Source organism: Phaeodactylibacter sp., from assembly GCF_022763345.1.
Lineage (GTDB): Bacteria > Bacteroidota > Bacteroidia > Chitinophagales > Saprospiraceae > Phaeodactylibacter.
Map to the genome: position 1 here is coordinate 22,154 of NZ_JALEGS010000056.1, position 14,582 is coordinate 36,735.

A 14,582-nucleotide genomic window follows, 5' to 3' on the forward strand; every position below is an offset into this window, starting at 1 on the left:
AGCCAATATACATTACGGTGTACGCCGGTCGTCAATAGCCTCTGTGATCAGGGAAAGACAAACGTTGAATTCTTTTTTCAGCCGCTGCTCCCAGAAACGAAGGACCAGCCAACCTTTTTCCTGTAGTTTTCGGGTGTTTTCCCGGTCGCGCTCCATATTCCGCTCTATTTTAGGGATCCAATAGGCGCGGTTGCGCTTAATGCTGTGCTGTTTCTCTTCCCAGTTGTAGCCGTGCCAAAATTCACCGTCAATGAACACCGCTACCTTGTACTTTTTGATGGCGATATCCGGGCTTCCGGGCAGGCTTTTGACATTTTTACGGTAACGGTATCCTCTGGCCCAGAGGGCCTTTCGCAACCGGACTTCCGCCTTGGTATCCTTCGACCGGATGCGGCTCATCGTCCGGGACCGTTGCTCGGAGATGTAGTGAGTCTGCGCTTCCTCGAATCGGGGGACTTTCTTGTGGCTCAAGGCGTAATGTTGTTTAAAGTAAAAGCGCCGTGGAGGCCCAATGGTTCATTTGCTCCTGCTCCAATATCCGCTCCAACCTGGTAGGGGCCAGCCTTGTCCAAGCCGTTTACCTCGTCTCCACCCACTCGATGCCCAGGCCCTCGACTTCGGTTTCCTCGTCTACCTCCTCGAGGTACAGATTGCCAATAGCGGCTTTGAGGCGGAGCAGGGTAGGGGCGGCCTCACTGCGGCGGATCGCCAGATCGACGGTAGCGGAAGTATCGAAGTTTTGGCCGATCATGTTGAGCTGCAAGTGTTCGATGCTGCTCATCACGTTGCCCATCAGCCCATAGTCGAAGGAGAGGCGGTAGATTTCCTCAACGGTACGTTCTATGATATTGGCTTCCTGCAGGGCTGCTGCCGTGCTTTCGCGGTAGGCATTAATCAGGCCAGAGGTGCCCAGGAGCGTGCCCCCAAAGTACCGGATCACAATTACAATCACGTAAGTCAGCCCAAAACTGTCAATCTGGCCCAAAATAGGCCGGCCGGCAGTGCCGCTGGGCTCGCCGTCATCATTGGCGCGGAAGTTGTTTTGGTCCAACCCCAGCCGGTAAGCGTAGCAGTGGTGGCGGGCCTTGGGATGGAGCTTGCGGACTTCCTCCAGGGCGGCTTTCCACTCCTCTTCGGTATAGGCCGGGTAGGCGTAGGCAATGAACTTGCTGCCCCGGTCGCGGAATTCGCCCGAAGCCATCCCGCTAATCGTCAGGTACGTATCTTTTAGGTTCGGCATCGGCGTGAAATTAATCTTTTACACACTGTTAACAAACCTTGCGAATCTATTAACAAGGCGTAGCGGTATTATTGCCATCTTTACCACATGGAATTCCCTATTAGGCACGGGAGTGAGTATATTTGCGCAAAACCACGCACCTTGAAAACCACACTGGAATCCTTCGACGAGATTATGGCAGCATGCCGGGAGCTATTTCGAAAGAAAACCATGGACTATGGGACGTCCTGGCGTATCCTGCGGCCGGCATCTATGACCGATCAGCTGTACATCAAGGCCAAGCGTATCCGGAGTATCGAGGAAAAACAGCAGCAAAAAGTGGAAGACCGGGTGGAAGACGACTATCGAGGGCTGATCAACTACAGTATTATGGCGCTGATTCAGCTGGAGCTGCCGGAGGACGCCCCGATAGAGCTGCCTTCCGAAGAGGCGGTTGCCCGTTACGATGCCAAGGTGGCCCTGACGCGGGAACTGCTCGAAGCCAAAAATCACGACTACGGGGAAGCTTGGCGGGATATGCGCATTGCTTCCATGACGGATCTGATTTTGCAAAAGCTCCTGCGGGTCCGGCAGATTGAAGATAATGCTGGTCAGACCCTGGTTTCAGAAGGGTTGGATGCCAATTATCTGGACATCATCAATTATGCTATTTTTGCACTCATCAAACTGAACGAACAAAACGCTTCATCATGACTATAGGCACTCTGGTACTTTCTGTTGCAGCCGTGGCGCTGCTGCTGACCCTGATTATCGGGTTGACGACCAAGCGCATTGAAAACTGGATCATCAGCTTCCTGCAGAACTTCTGCGGTGCGCTGTTTATTTTTTCGGGCTGGGTAAAAGCGGTGGATCCCCTGGGTACGGCTTACAAAATGGAGCAGTACTTCGCGGAGTTTGAGTCCACTTTTTCCGGCACCTGGTTTTCCTTCCTGGCGCCGATGTTTCCGCAGCTGGCGGAATGGGCGATCGGCTTTTCCGTATTCATGATCGTCTTTGAGATCGTGCTCGGCATCATGTTGCTCATTGGTTCTTCCCGGAAGCTGACAGCCTGGGCTTTCTTCCTGCTCGTGGCTTTCTTTACCGTGCTGACGGGCTTTACCTTCCTGACCGGCTATGTACCTGCGGGCGTTAATTTCTTCCAGTTTGGACAGTGGGGCCCCTACGTGGAAACCAATATGAAAGTGACCGACTGCGGCTGCTTTGGAGACTTCATCAAGCTGGCACCATTTACCTCTTTCATGAAGGATGTGTTTCTCCTTGTGCCTTCCATTTTGTTCCTGATTTTCCATGGGAAAATGCATCAGCTCATGGGCGCAGGTGGCCGTACCGCAGCGGTTATTTTGGGCACCGCAGCACTGACACTTTACTGCTTCAGCAACTATATGTGGGACATCCCGCACACCGATTTCCGCCCCTTCCACAACGAAGCCAATATTCGCCTGGAGAAGGAACTGGAAGACCTTGCCGAAAACAATGCGGAAGTCATTGCTTACAAGGTGACCAACAAGGAAACCGGAGAAACTGCGCAGTTCCCCATCGATGAATACCTGAAAAAATACAAGGATTACCCAAAGGAAGAGTGGGACCTCGAACAGATCAAGGCCAAACCCGTGGTTAAAGTGGTGAAAACCGCTGACGGCTACGGCATCCCAAGCGCAGAAGGCGAATCTTATGAAGCGGAGCTGGCGAGTTATCTGGCACAGCAGTGGGAATTGGAAGGCGATACGACTGCCAAAGTGGTAGAGCGCAGCAAAATCAGTGATTTTGAACTGTCAGGCGGGCCGGAAGGCGGCGATATGACCTACGAAATCCTCAATAACCCGGACTACAGCTTTATGGTGGTTGCCTATAAATTGTACACGGAGAAGGAAGCGGTCACCACGCAGATGCTCCGTGACACCGTTTACAAAGTAGACACCGTGGCCGTGGAAGACACCATCAAGCTCGTGCGCAGTATTGACCGGATCGACAAGCGGCAGGTAGAGCAAACCACTTACCACTTTGGCAAGGGCTACCTCAATCCCTGGACGGACATCGTGAATCCGGTACTTGCAGAGGCGCAGCAGGAAGGGTTTAAGGTGTTCGGGGCAACCAGCTTTGCATCACCCGAAAAGCTCGAACAGTTTCAGGCGGCTTCCAATAGCAATTATCCATTCTACACGGGTGATGACATTCTGCTGAAAACCATTGTCCGGTCTAATCCGGGCGTGGTACTGCTGAAGAACGGAAAAGTTATTGGTAAGTGGCACTACAAAAAACTGCCGACCTACGAAGCGCTAAAAGCCAGCTACATGCAATAAAGTAGAAGGTGGGGCAGGGCGCAAATAGCCCGGGCTGAAGACGGGATTTTACCTGGTCAGCCCGGGCTTTTTTTGTTTAAAAGGCAAATTGATTGGTCTCAATGTCGCAAACCAACAATCAGAGTGTATATTTGCGACGACTTTAACCGGGAATATTGAAATATGCTGAGTAGAAGGAATATCCGCATTAAAGTAATGCAGATGCTTTATTCCATGAGCCAGGATCATTCGCTTGGGCTTGACGACACCGTCAGGCGATACCGGGCGAACGTACAGCGCTCCTTTGATTTGTACCTCTTCACGCTTTGGGCGCTGGTGCGTACATCAGAGTATGCCATTCAGGACAAAGCCAAGAAATTGGAAAAACTCCTGCCCTCCGATTCGGATAAGCAGTTTACAGCTGTACTGGCTGAGAATGAACTGCTTCAGTCATTGGTGCGCAATGATGGCTTTCAGGAATTGCTGCGCCGCCGCAAGCTTAAAAACCGTATCGACCTGGACAACATCCGGACCTTCTATCAGGACTTTGCCAAAACAGAAGAGTACCTGACCTATAGCCGGCAGGCTTCCCACACCAATGAGGAGCACACCGAAATGTTGCTGTCCCTCTTCAAGCACCTGGTCAACAACGAGCCCTTTAACGATTTTCTGGAAGACCATTATCCCAACTGGGTGGACGATGAGTCCCTCGTGGTGGGAGCAGTGAAGAAAACCATCAAGGCACTGCCAGTGGAGGGCGACTTTTTTGAGGAGCACCGCCCGCAGGGTGAAGCTGTGGATGACTTCGGCGAGCGTCTGCTGCGGCAGGTGATCGAAGAAGGGGACGATTTACTTTCCGTGATTGAGCCCACGCTGCGCAACTGGGATGCCGACCGGGTGGCCGTCATTGATATGATCCTGTTGAAGATGGCCCTGAGCGAGCTGACTTCCTTCCCGTCTATCCCTACTAAGGTCACACTCAACGAGTTCGTGGAAATTTCCAAGCAGTACAGCACCGACAAAAGCAAGGACTTCATCAATGGTATCCTTGACCGCCTGATGAAGCAGCTTAATAAGGAGGGCAAAATCCGCAAACAGGGGCGTGGCTTGCAGGAGTAAGGTTTAATGTACATAGCCCCTGCCATTCCACTACCGGCAAAGGGCTGTAATGATGGGAGAAAATCCTATCTTCGCGCCATGACAGAAAAAATCCTCATCCTCGACTTCGGCTCGCAGTATACGCAGCTCATTGCGCGGCGTATCCGGGAGCTTAACGTCTACAGCGAGATCGTGCCTTTCAATAAGGTACCTGAGCTGGACGATACCATCAAAGGCATCATTTTATCGGGAAGCCCTTTTTCCGTTGCCGACGAAAATGCATTACATACTGACCTGGACCAACTCATTGGGCAGCGCCCGGTACTGGGTATCTGCTATGGTGCGCAGTACATCGCCAAACAAATGGGCGGCAAGGTGGAGCGTTCCCTGAAGAGAGAGTATGGCAAAGCTGAACTGAGCCGCATGTATCAGGCGGATCCCTTCCTGGCGGACGTGCCCGAGGGCTCTCAGGTGTGGATGTCGCACGGAGATACGATCATGGAAATCCCTGATCAGTTTGAACTCCTGGCGGGTACCGCACATGTGGATGTTGCGGCTTATAAATCTAAAGCCGGTGCTTTTGCCCAACCGGTTTACTGTATACAGTTCCACCCGGAAGTTTCGCATAGCCTGGATGGCATGACTGTCCTTAAGAATTTTGTAAAAGACATCGCTGGCTGTCATGCTGAGTGGACCCCGGCTGCCTTCGTAGAAGAAACGGTGCAGTCCCTGCGTGACCAACTCGGGGGCGACCACGTCTTAATGGGGCTGTCGGGTGGTGTGGATTCCACCGTAGCGGCCTCATTGCTGCACGAAGCGATTGGTGACAACCTGGTCTGTATTTTTGTGGATAACGGGTTGCTGCGCAAGGATGAATTCGAGGAGGTGCTCCATTCTTATAAGGATATGGGGCTGCGTGTGGTTGGTGTAGATGCTAAAGAGGAATTTTATAAAGAATTGAAAGGCGTCTCTGATCCAGAGCAAAAGCGTAAAGTAATTGGCCGCGTCTTCATTGAGGTTTTTGAAAAAGAGGCACTGAAGCTGGAAGAAGAAGACCGGGCGATTAAGTGGCTGGGGCAGGGTACGATTTATCCGGATGTGATCGAGTCTGTATCCGTGCACGGCCCATCTGTTACCATAAAATCGCACCATAATGTAGGCGGTTTGCCCGAAATGCTCAACCTCAAAATTGTGGAGCCGCTGCGCATGTTGTTCAAGGATGAAGTGCGGTTGGTGGGCGCAGAATTAGAGGTTCCGCAGGCGATTGTGAGCCGGCATCCCTTCCCCGGTCCGGGCCTGGGTATCCGGATTTTAGGAGATATTACACCGGAAAAGGTGCGTATGCTGCAGGAGGCAGATGCGATTTATATCAACAATCTTCGTAAATTCGGCTTGTACGATGAAGTTTGGCAAGCGGGTACCATTCTCCTGCCGGTGCAATCGGTGGGTGTGATGGGCGATGAACGGACCTATGAAAAGACCGTTGCCCTGCGGGCAGTGAACTCCCGGGATGGGATGACTGCCGAATGGAGCCGCCTGCCGCACGATTTCCTGGCCACTGTGTCCAGCGAGATCATCAATAATGTAAAAGGAATAAACCGTGTCGTTTATGATATCAGCACTAAGCCGCCTTCCACAATTGAATGGGAATAGACTGTTGATAGCCCTTTTTCTGGGGCTTACTGTCTCTTCCTGTGCCTTATTCCGGAAAGCCGAAACTGACGAGGAGCCTAAAGAGATTGGTGAGGAACTTGACCCGCTGCCGGGCAAAAAAATCTACGATCCTGAAACCGGCCAGTTGGTTATCGTAGACGAAACACCGGTGGAAACCATGGACACCATCAAATGGAAAGTGATTTCCACGGATAGCATCCCGCCGATTCAGTCCGGAGAAGGCATGGCGCAGGAAGAAGTGATGGGCAATCCTTCCAAGCTTATTGAGCGGGGAGACTTCGGTACAGAGTTTTATACCTCCTATAATGTGACGGTGCTGCTACCTTTCCTTTCGGACCGCTTCAACCCGGAAAGCAACGAGATTTTCCGCAATTCCACCTGGGCCCTCAACTACTATGGGGGCATGCAGATGGCTTTGGATGAGCTCGATGAGCAGGGCGTGAAGCTGAATGTCCGTATTATGGACAGCAAGGCACAGGAAGCAGTAGTGGGGCGGTTGCTCAGCACCCGGTCTGAGTTGTATAATTCTCACCTGATTATTGGCCCGTACCGGAGTGATAATGTAGAGATGGTCGCCGAATTTGCCCGCCGTAATAATAAGACCTACGTTTCACCACACAGCGCTTCCGCAAATATTGCCACGGCCAATCCGAATTACATACAGGTAAGCCCTACCTTGCAGTCGCACTGCCAGGCGATCACAAAGCACGCCTACGAGAACTATGGGCGTAAGAAAATCGTCCTGGTCTCCAGAGACAAAGAGGTAGAGCGGGCGCGGTTCAACTATTTTCAGGAAGAGATTTTCCGGCTTGAGGGGCGTATTGAGGACTCTCTGCGGTTGCGGGAGTACGTGGTGGAAGTAGACAATAACGATGAAGAACGTTTTGGCAATATTGATTTGTCGTCTTTTATGACACCAGGAGATACAACTGTCTTTATCGTGCCTTCCTGGTCTAACGAAACCTTTGTGTATTCTTTCCTCAGTCAGGCAAAGCTGGCTAAGAACCCGATGAACTCAGGCCGGGAGCCCGGTCAGGCTCAGGCAGCGCCCATGCATGTGGTCGTCTATGGCATGCCGCAGTGGCAGGAATACGAGCGGATCGATTTTGACTTATACGAAAGCCTGAACGTACACATCAGCAGCGATGCCTACCTGGACAATTATTCTGATGATATCCGGTTCTTTAAACGTAAGTTCTACAACCGGTTTGGTGTGACACCCGGGGAGGAGGCTTTTCTCGCCTATGATGTGACTCGCTACTTTGGCCGCATGCTCAATGATTATGGTACCAAGTTTCAGTATCAGCTGGAGCAGGAACCGGAGCAGATGCTGCATACCCGGTTCGACTTTGAGCGGGTGGTCCGGCCTACCACTACTGGTATGGAGAACCCACCGATACAAAAGTTCGAAAATAAGCATGTCAATATCCTGAAGTTTCAGGACTACCAGTTTCAGTCAGCGAATTTGAGATAAATTGAGAGCAGAAAGAAAGGAAAGGTTAGCTTCGGTTGCCGCCCGCCGGCAGCCCAACCTCACTGTGGTGCTGGAGAATGTGCACGATCCACATAACATCGGTGCTGTCCTGCGTTCCTGTGATTCGGTGGGTATCCGGGAAATCTTCGTATTGTACACCGAGCCGAGCCTTGATCAGGAACGCATTGAAATTGGAAAAAATGCCAGTTCCGGTGCGCGGAAGTGGATTGATATTCACCTTTACCACGATGTAGCTGCCTGTTTTGCCCATGTGCAGCAAAAATATGACCACATCTGGGCGACCCACCTGGGCGAACAGGCCGTAGACCTTTACGAGATTGACTTCACCCAATCGGTCGCCCTGCTGTTTGGCAATGAGCATGATGGCGTCTCCGAAGCCTCATTACAATTCGCTACCGGCAATTTCCTGATCCCTCAAATGGGTATGGTACAAAGCCTGAACATCTCCGTGGCCTGCGCGGTCACGCTTTACGAAGCCCTCCGCCAACGCCGGGCAGCCGATATGTACCAAACCAATAACCCCATGTCCCCCGCTGAACGGGAGGCCCTCATTGAAGCTTACCTCGACCGGCACGACCGGAAGAACTACAATAAGTTTGTCCACAAAAAGGGGTAACGGCCCCCTTTTTAAAGGGTTATAAATCCCTGGCCTCCTGTACGATCAGGCTCAGCTGCTGCGCCTCCTCCTCCTCGGCCCAGTCTTCTTCCCCAAGCTGCTCCACCTGTTTGATCAGGCTCCGGAGCTGCTCCAGCCGTTCCCATCCTTTAGGCCAGTTGGGTTCGCCCTCAATCGCCTGCAGTTGCCGGAACCAGCGGCGCCTGAGCTGTTCGGCCTCCTGTAGTAGCGTCTTTCGGTCCATTGTCATTAGCCAATGATTTGCAGCTTGGCAAACTTCAGCATGATCTTGCGCTGCTGAGGGTCGCTGGCGTTTTTGAAGAATATGGTGGCGATGCGGTTGGCACTGCCGCCATCGATGCTCAGGACTTTACCCTCTCCAAACTTGAGGTGGAGCACTTTCATGCCGGCCTGTATTTCCGTAGGGGCATTGGGTTTGAATTCCTTGGGGTCGATGCCAAGGCTAACCGCGCGGTCAGGCTTTTTGAAGTTACCAGATACCCTGGCACCACTGCTGCCGTTGCTATTGCCGTTATCGGTATTGCGGTCCATAAAGCCAGGCCGGTTGCTGCCAAAGGACGAACGCGCACCGCTGATTTCCTCCAGGCGCTCCAGAGGTACTTCCTGCAGGAAGCGGCTGGGCTCATTGTACCGCATCTGGCCATAGCGGTAGCGGCTGTTGGCGTAAGAAAGCGTGAGGAACTGCTCTGCCCGGGTGATGGCCACATAAAACAGGCGGCGTTCTTCGTCAATGCCATCCTGGGACTCCAGGGACATGAAGGAAGGGAACAGCTTCTCTTCCATCCCCACCACAAAGACGGATTTAAACTCCAATCCCTTCGCGGCGTGAACCGACATCAGAGTGACGTACTCGCTGTTCTCGTCTTCTTTGGTGTCCAAATCGGTGAGCAAAGCGATATTTTGCAGGTAGCTGGCCAGCGATTTATCGGCAATCGTCTCCGTATCAATAATGGTATCGTCCTCCACAAAGGCTTTGACACCATCGAGGAGGGCATTTACATTCTCCATGCGGTTGATACCCTCCACAGAGTTGTCAGCTTTGAGCTCATCCATTATGCCGGAGCGCTTGGCGATGTAGCTGGCAGCCTCGTAGGCGTTTTCTCCCTCTGCCTTCTTCTGGAAGGACTTGATCATGGCTACAAAATCGGCGATAGCACCTGATGCACGCTTGCTCAGTTGTACCCGGCCCAGGCACTCCCAGAGGGGTTTATCGAGCTGCGCCGCCACTGTGCTGATCTTATCCAGGGTGGTTTTGCCAATGCCGCGTTTGGGGTAGTTGATGACCCGGCGCAGGGCTTCCTCATCCATAGTATTGACGGCCAGGCGAAGGTAGGCGACCATATCCTTTACTTCCTTACGCTGGTAGAACGACAGCCCGCCGAAGATTTTGTAGGCGATGTTGTACCGGCGCAGGTATTCTTCAAAAACGCGGGATTGCGCATTGGTCCGGTACAAAATAGCAATCTCGCTGTTGCGCAAATGGTGGCGGTTCTTTTGCTCTAGGATGTTATCCGCAATGCGCTGTCCCTCTTCTCCATCGGTCATGGCTTTGATGAGCTTGATCTTGTGCCCATCGCCTTTATCGGACCAAATGGTCTTTTTGATTTGCCGGCGGTTGTAGCCGATTACCTCGTTGGCGGTCTGCACGATGTGCTCGGTAGACCGGTAGTTTTGCTCCAGCTTGAAGACTTTGATCCCGTGCTTTTCGAAGTCTTTCTCAAAGTCCAGGATATTCTGAATAGTAGCCCCCCGGAAGGCATAGATACTCTGTGCATCATCGCCTACCACGCAGATGTTGCGGTCGCTTTTATCGTACTGTATAAACTTCCGGATGATGGAGTACTGCAGGTGGTTGGTATCCTGAAACTCATCCACGAGCACGTATTTAAATTTCTCCCGGTACTTGTCGAGCACATTGTCCGGGTTTTTCTGGAAGAGCTCGTACAGACGGTACAGCAGGTCGTCGAAGTCCATCGCTCCGGAGCGCTTACAGCGGGCCGTGTACTTTTTGTAAATGGCATGCAGGTGCGGGCGTTTGGCCATGCGGTCCTGCTCCCGTAGCTCCTCATCTTTTTCGTAGAGTTTTGGGGTGATGAGGCTACTCTTGGCGGAGGAAATGCGCGACAGGATGGCGTTGGGGTTGTAATGGTCCTTATTCAGGTTCATTTCCTGAATGATGGAGCGGATCACACTCTTGGAGTCATCCGTATCGTAGATGGTGAAGTTGGACGGATAGCCAATCTTTTCGGCTTCCACCCGGAGGATACGTGCGAAGATAGAGTGGAAAGTACCTGCCCACACGCGGTTGGCTCTCGGGCCGACCACCTTTCCGATCCGCTCCTTCATTTCGCGGGCCGCTTTGTTGGTAAAGGTCAGGGCGAGAATTTCCCAGGGCGCCGTCCCTTTCTCAATCAGGTGAGCGATGCGGTAAGTCAGCACCCGGGTCTTACCGGAGCCTGGCCCGGCGACTACCAGTACGGGGCCATCTGTATTCGTCACCGCCTGCCGCTGTACGTCGTTCAATTCGTCTAAATAGCTCATGCTTGTCTTCCGTTTCTTAAGACCGTGTTCTACAAATTCCTATGCTTCTTCCAAAGCTTCCCAGTACTCCACCGCCCGGCGCGTATGCGGGATGCAGATAGAGCCTCCAACGAGATTGGCGATGGCGAAGACCTCAAAGACCTCCGCTTTGGTCACGCCCTGCTCATGGCATTTGCCCAGGTGATAGCGGATACAGTCGTCGCACCGCAGTACCATAGAGGCCACGAGGCCCAGTAATTCTTTGGTTTTGGAAGAAAGTGCACCCTCTTGATACGCATTTGTATCGAGATTGAAAAAGCGCTTCAAAACTTTATTATCCTCCGCCAAAATTTTCTCATTCATCTTAGCCCGGTAGTCGTTGAATTCTTGTACTTGTGACATATTGGATGGTATTTTGCCGAAAGGCAAAAGTAGGGATTCTGCCCCGGCGAGCGAATTGGAGGCGCAACTAAAATTTCTTATCTTTCGTTAAGCAGAAAAATGATGATATATCTAGACAACAACGCCACCACCCCCTGCGACCCCAAGGTCGTGGAAGCCATGCTGCCCTACTTTTACGAACAGCCGGGCAATGCAGCCAGCCGGAATCATGCTCTGGGCTGGCTGGCAGAAGATGCCGTCAAGTCGGCACGCAAGCAGGTTGCCAACCTGATCGGCGCAGAAGCTAAAGAGGTCATCTTTACTTCCGGCGCTACCGAGTCTGACAATCTGGCTATCCTGGGCATACTGGAGCAATACCGCCGTAAAGGCAGCCACATCATTACCCTAAAAACGGAGCACAAAGCCGTGCTTGATGCCTGCGCCCGGGCCGAGCAGCTGGGGGCTGAGGTCACTTACCTGGATGTGCAATCTGACGGGCTCGTTGATTTATCGGAGTTGGAAGCTGCTATTCGCCCGGATACCGTACTGGTGTCTGTTATGTGGGGCAATAACGAGACCGGCGTGCTGCAGCCCATGCAGGAGATTGGAGCTCTTTGCGACAAGCATGGCACCTTGCTAATGAGCGATGCCACTCAGGTGGTAGGCAAATTACCCTGCCATCCGCGGGAAGCCGGGGTGCACCTGATGGCTTTTTCTGCCCACAAGATGTATGGCCCGAAAGGAGTGGGGGGGCTCTATGTGAGCCGCCGGCAGCCCAAGGTGAGCGTGGCTGCTCAGGTACACGGTGGCGGGCACGAGCAGGGCTTGCGGTCGGGTACGCTTAATGTGCCGGGCATCGTCGGGTTTGGTAAGGCGGCTGCTCTGGCAAAAGCGCAAATGGAAGCTGACGCTCAGCGCCTGCGACCTCTGCGCGACCAACTGGAACAACAACTGCTCAGGGAAGTGCCCCGGGCTTTTCTCAACGGGCACCCGGAGCATCGTTTGCCGCATGTCTCAAATATCGCTTTCCCCTTCACCGAATCCGATACCGTTATGATGCGTTTTGCGCAGGAACTGGCGCTGTCCTCCGGCTCTGCCTGTACCTCTGCATCCGTAGAGCCTTCCCATGTTTTACGGGCGATGGGACTAACGGCAGAAGAGGCGCACAGCTCCCTGCGGTTTAGCCTGGGGCGTTTTACCCGTGCGGAAGATATTGAGCGGGCGGTGGATTTGGTTAGGAATGCCGTTGCGGCAGTACGGGCAGGAAGTCCGGTCTGGGAAGCGCAACAGCCGTAACCGGTTCAGCCATTCGCAGCAAAACAAAATGCCCCGGCGGAACAAGTGTCCACCGGGGCATTCTTTATTGAGTTATGATAATCTCAATTAGTGCTGTACAGCAACGGGCAGGGTACGGATACCTTGCTCGGTCTGCAGGCGCAGGTAGTAGTTGCCAGCGGGCAGGTTGCTGACGTTGTAGTCCAGCGTCGTCTGCTGAATATTGCTCAGGTTGCGGGTTTCCACCACTTGACCGTTCGCGCTGAACAGTGTAGCCGTTACCTCCTGTGCAGGTGTTTCCAGGTTTACAATTGCCTGGAACTGTGTATTGGCAGGAGAAGGCATAATTTCAAGGCTGTTTTCCGGCAGTTGAGCAACGGTGTTGTTTGTTGCTGAACCAATAGAAAGGCGTACAGCCGGGATGTTATCCAAACCAAAACCAATCAGTGAAAACTCACCTACGTTACCTACGTCAAGAGCAACATATGGAAGTGCTTTGTTGCCTACTGAGTCTTGATAGAATTCAGTTGCTGAATAATCAATATTTGAAGTAGTGCTCAGGAATAAATCTGAATCATCATCATCTGGTGCAAACTGTACCACAATGATGTAGTACGTATCGTCCTGTAGAGCTGGGAAGTTTCCATCAATATCGACAGGAATAGTAACAAAGTCGCTTTCTTCCGTGCCGTCAACTGCATAACTATTGAAAGCAATAGGACCGGTCAACTCATCACCGGCGGCAAGACCGTCTCCGTTAAGGTCACCAGTCCACTCATAGAGCAAAGTAGATACTGCGAAGCCTGCTGCAGAATTAATATCGCTAATGCCGAAGGTAACGTGGCGTGCAAAGAGGTTGTCACCGTTAGTTACGTAGTATACGTTACCGTAGCTGAAGTCGTTATCATCTGCCGGGCGTGTACCGCCAAACCCTTCTCCGCTATCACGCTGGAAAAGCGTATCCGAGATGATAAAAGAGAAGTCCTGAATATTGTTGTCAGGGTTAGCATCGTCGCCACTAAGTGTTAGTTCATATTGTCCAGTATAGGCTCCTGGCATCATATCAGGAACGAATTCTTCTTCGAAGAAAACGTTCTCAGCAACGGAATCCGTGCCTACCATGGAATATACCAATTGATCAGAGAAAACCTCACCGCTTGCACCACTGATGGATACGCTAAGGGTAGCATCACTCTGGGGCTGAGCACCCAGGTTCTCGATGTCGGCAATGAAACCAAAAGGTGTCACTTGAGAAGCTGGTGTTACCCGGTTAGGAGGCAGTGCGAAGAACGTATTCACACGCATATCATTATCCGGACGAGGATCGAAATCAAGGACCTCCACATCATCTACCTGCCAGGCATAGCCGCAGCCAGTTAAGCTCCCACCATTAGCCGTTTCAGAAGTGGAGAGAAACTGAAAGGCGAAGTAAAATTCAGATTCCCCCGCAGCAAATTCTGAAAGGTTAAATAGAAGCTGATCGGGGTTAAGGTCAATGAAATCATTCGCTCCAATACCTGGGAAAACTTCAATAGTGCCCCAGGAAGCTAAGTCTTCAAGATCTGTACCTACGCGAATTTGAGGACGGTCGTTAAATGAGCGATAAAACGTTTCAAAACGGAGCCATACGTCACTGAGACCGCTCCCATCAATGGCAGGGGAAATTAGCCATGCATCTTGTCCTGCAGGATCGTTGCAGTTTAGATCAGAGTCGAACAAAACCCAGCCGTTGTCAGCTGTTGTAGATTCAATTGGGGCAGTTGCGAAGGCTCCCTGTGGCCCCTCTGTAGAGTAAACCCAAACCGAGCTGGGCTGACCATTTCCAAGAACTTCCACATTTGACCAATCAGCAGGAATGCCATTGGCAAAGTCTTCTGAAAAAATAGTGTTTTGACCTGTCAGCACAGCAGTGCCGAGTAAGGTGAACACCAAAAGAAAAGTAGATAACTTCATAAATCTATGTATTTGATTTTTAATTGCCAC

13 protein-coding genes are annotated in these 14,582 nt (G+C 52.0%); 7 read left to right on the forward strand and 6 right to left on the reverse strand.

The features are described from left to right. Nucleotides 1-12: 12 nt before the first annotated feature. Nucleotides 13-471: a very short patch repair endonuclease gene (locus MRY86_RS15725; RefSeq protein ID WP_293564384.1), complete on the reverse strand. Its 459-nt coding sequence runs from the start codon at nucleotides 469-471 to the stop codon at nucleotides 13-15. 106 nt (nucleotides 472-577) lie between these two features. After that, entirely contained in the window at nucleotides 578-1,240 is a 663-nt protein-coding gene (locus MRY86_RS15730) for a YigZ family protein (protein WP_293571634.1), read from the reverse strand. A 141-nt stretch (nucleotides 1,241-1,381) separates the two neighbouring features. Between MRY86_RS15730 and MRY86_RS15735 the strand changes: the two genes are divergently transcribed. From MRY86_RS15735 to MRY86_RS15760, 6 genes are all read left to right on the forward strand, one after another. Further along, nucleotides 1,382-1,933 (forward strand): DUF1599 domain-containing protein, encoded by a 552-nt coding sequence (locus MRY86_RS15735; protein WP_293567859.1) that lies wholly within the window; start codon nucleotides 1,382-1,384, stop codon nucleotides 1,931-1,933. After that, nucleotides 1,930-3,540: a DoxX family protein gene (locus MRY86_RS15740; protein WP_293567858.1), complete on the forward strand. Its 1,611-nt coding sequence runs from the start codon at nucleotides 1,930-1,932 to the stop codon at nucleotides 3,538-3,540. The genes MRY86_RS15735 and MRY86_RS15740 overlap by 4 nt, the downstream gene beginning before the upstream one ends. 162 nt (nucleotides 3,541-3,702) lie before the next feature. Beyond that, the gene (gene nusB / locus MRY86_RS15745; protein ID WP_293567857.1) at nucleotides 3,703-4,638 is read left to right on the forward strand and encodes a transcription antitermination factor NusB; all 936 of its coding nucleotides are present in this window, start codon (nucleotides 3,703-3,705) and stop codon (nucleotides 4,636-4,638) included. Between the two features lie 78 nt (nucleotides 4,639-4,716). Then, nucleotides 4,717-6,270, forward strand: a complete 1,554-nt coding sequence (gene guaA, locus MRY86_RS15750; RefSeq protein ID WP_293567855.1) for a glutamine-hydrolyzing GMP synthase — start codon at nucleotides 4,717-4,719, stop codon at nucleotides 6,268-6,270. After that, nucleotides 6,227-7,765: an ABC transporter substrate-binding protein gene (locus MRY86_RS15755; protein WP_293567853.1), complete on the forward strand. Its 1,539-nt coding sequence runs from the start codon at nucleotides 6,227-6,229 to the stop codon at nucleotides 7,763-7,765. The genes guaA and MRY86_RS15755 overlap by 44 nt, the downstream gene beginning before the upstream one ends. A gap of 1 nt (nucleotide 7,766) precedes the next feature. Beyond that, entirely contained in the window at nucleotides 7,767-8,402 is a 636-nt protein-coding gene (locus MRY86_RS15760) for an RNA methyltransferase (RefSeq protein ID WP_293567851.1), read from the forward strand. 19 nt (nucleotides 8,403-8,421) lie between these two features. Here MRY86_RS15760 and MRY86_RS15765 read toward each other — a convergent pair whose 3' ends face one another. From MRY86_RS15765 to MRY86_RS15775, 3 genes are read right to left on the reverse strand one after another with little or no spacing between them, the layout of a single operon-like run. After that, entirely contained in the window at nucleotides 8,422-8,652 is a 231-nt protein-coding gene (locus MRY86_RS15765) for a hypothetical protein (protein ID WP_293567849.1), read from the reverse strand. Next, entirely contained in the window at nucleotides 8,652-10,964 is a 2,313-nt protein-coding gene (locus tag MRY86_RS15770; protein ID WP_293571636.1) for a UvrD-helicase domain-containing protein, read from the reverse strand. The genes MRY86_RS15765 and MRY86_RS15770 overlap by 1 nt, the downstream gene beginning before the upstream one ends. Before the next feature lie 39 nt (nucleotides 10,965-11,003). After that, nucleotides 11,004-11,345, reverse strand: a complete 342-nt coding sequence (locus tag MRY86_RS15775; protein WP_044149718.1) for a carboxymuconolactone decarboxylase family protein — start codon at nucleotides 11,343-11,345, stop codon at nucleotides 11,004-11,006. A 99-nt stretch (nucleotides 11,346-11,444) separates the two neighbouring features. Here MRY86_RS15775 and MRY86_RS15780 point away from each other — a divergent pair, with 99 nt between their 5' ends. After that, nucleotides 11,445-12,620, forward strand: coding sequence for an aminotransferase class V-fold PLP-dependent enzyme (locus MRY86_RS15780; protein ID WP_293567371.1), 1,176 nt, complete (start codon nucleotides 11,445-11,447; stop codon nucleotides 12,618-12,620). Nucleotides 12,621-12,707: 87 nt separating this feature from the next. Here the strand turns inward: MRY86_RS15780 and MRY86_RS15785 are convergent, their stop codons facing one another. After that, complete coding sequence (locus tag MRY86_RS15785) at nucleotides 12,708-14,552, reverse strand: T9SS type A sorting domain-containing protein (protein WP_293567368.1); 1,845 nt, start codon at nucleotides 14,550-14,552, stop codon at nucleotides 12,708-12,710. Between the last annotated feature and the right edge of the window lie 30 nt (nucleotides 14,553-14,582).

Coding starts and splice junctions, on each gene's coding strand:
- MRY86_RS15730 (WP_293571634.1), bottom strand. CDS start 1,240: ATGCCGAACCTAAAAGATACGTACCTGACGATTAGCGGGATGGCTTCG.
- MRY86_RS15765 (WP_293567849.1), bottom strand. CDS start 8,652: ATGACAATGGACCGAAAGACGCTACTACAGGAGGCCGAACAGCTCAGG.
- MRY86_RS15780 (WP_293567371.1), top strand. CDS start 11,445: ATGATGATATATCTAGACAACAACGCCACCACCCCCTGCGACCCCAAG.
- nusB (WP_293567857.1), top strand. CDS start 3,703: ATGCTGAGTAGAAGGAATATCCGCATTAAAGTAATGCAGATGCTTTAT.
- MRY86_RS15755 (WP_293567853.1), top strand. CDS start 6,227: ATGATATCAGCACTAAGCCGCCTTCCACAATTGAATGGGAATAGACTG.
- MRY86_RS15785 (WP_293567368.1), bottom strand. CDS start 14,552: ATGAAGTTATCTACTTTTCTTTTGGTGTTCACCTTACTCGGCACTGCT.
- MRY86_RS15775 (WP_044149718.1), bottom strand. CDS start 11,345: ATGTCACAAGTACAAGAATTCAACGACTACCGGGCTAAGATGAATGAG.
- MRY86_RS15770 (WP_293571636.1), bottom strand. CDS start 10,964: ATGAGCTATTTAGACGAATTGAACGACGTACAGCGGCAGGCGGTGACG.
- MRY86_RS15740 (WP_293567858.1), top strand. CDS start 1,930: ATGACTATAGGCACTCTGGTACTTTCTGTTGCAGCCGTGGCGCTGCTG.
- guaA (WP_293567855.1), top strand. CDS start 4,717: ATGACAGAAAAAATCCTCATCCTCGACTTCGGCTCGCAGTATACGCAG.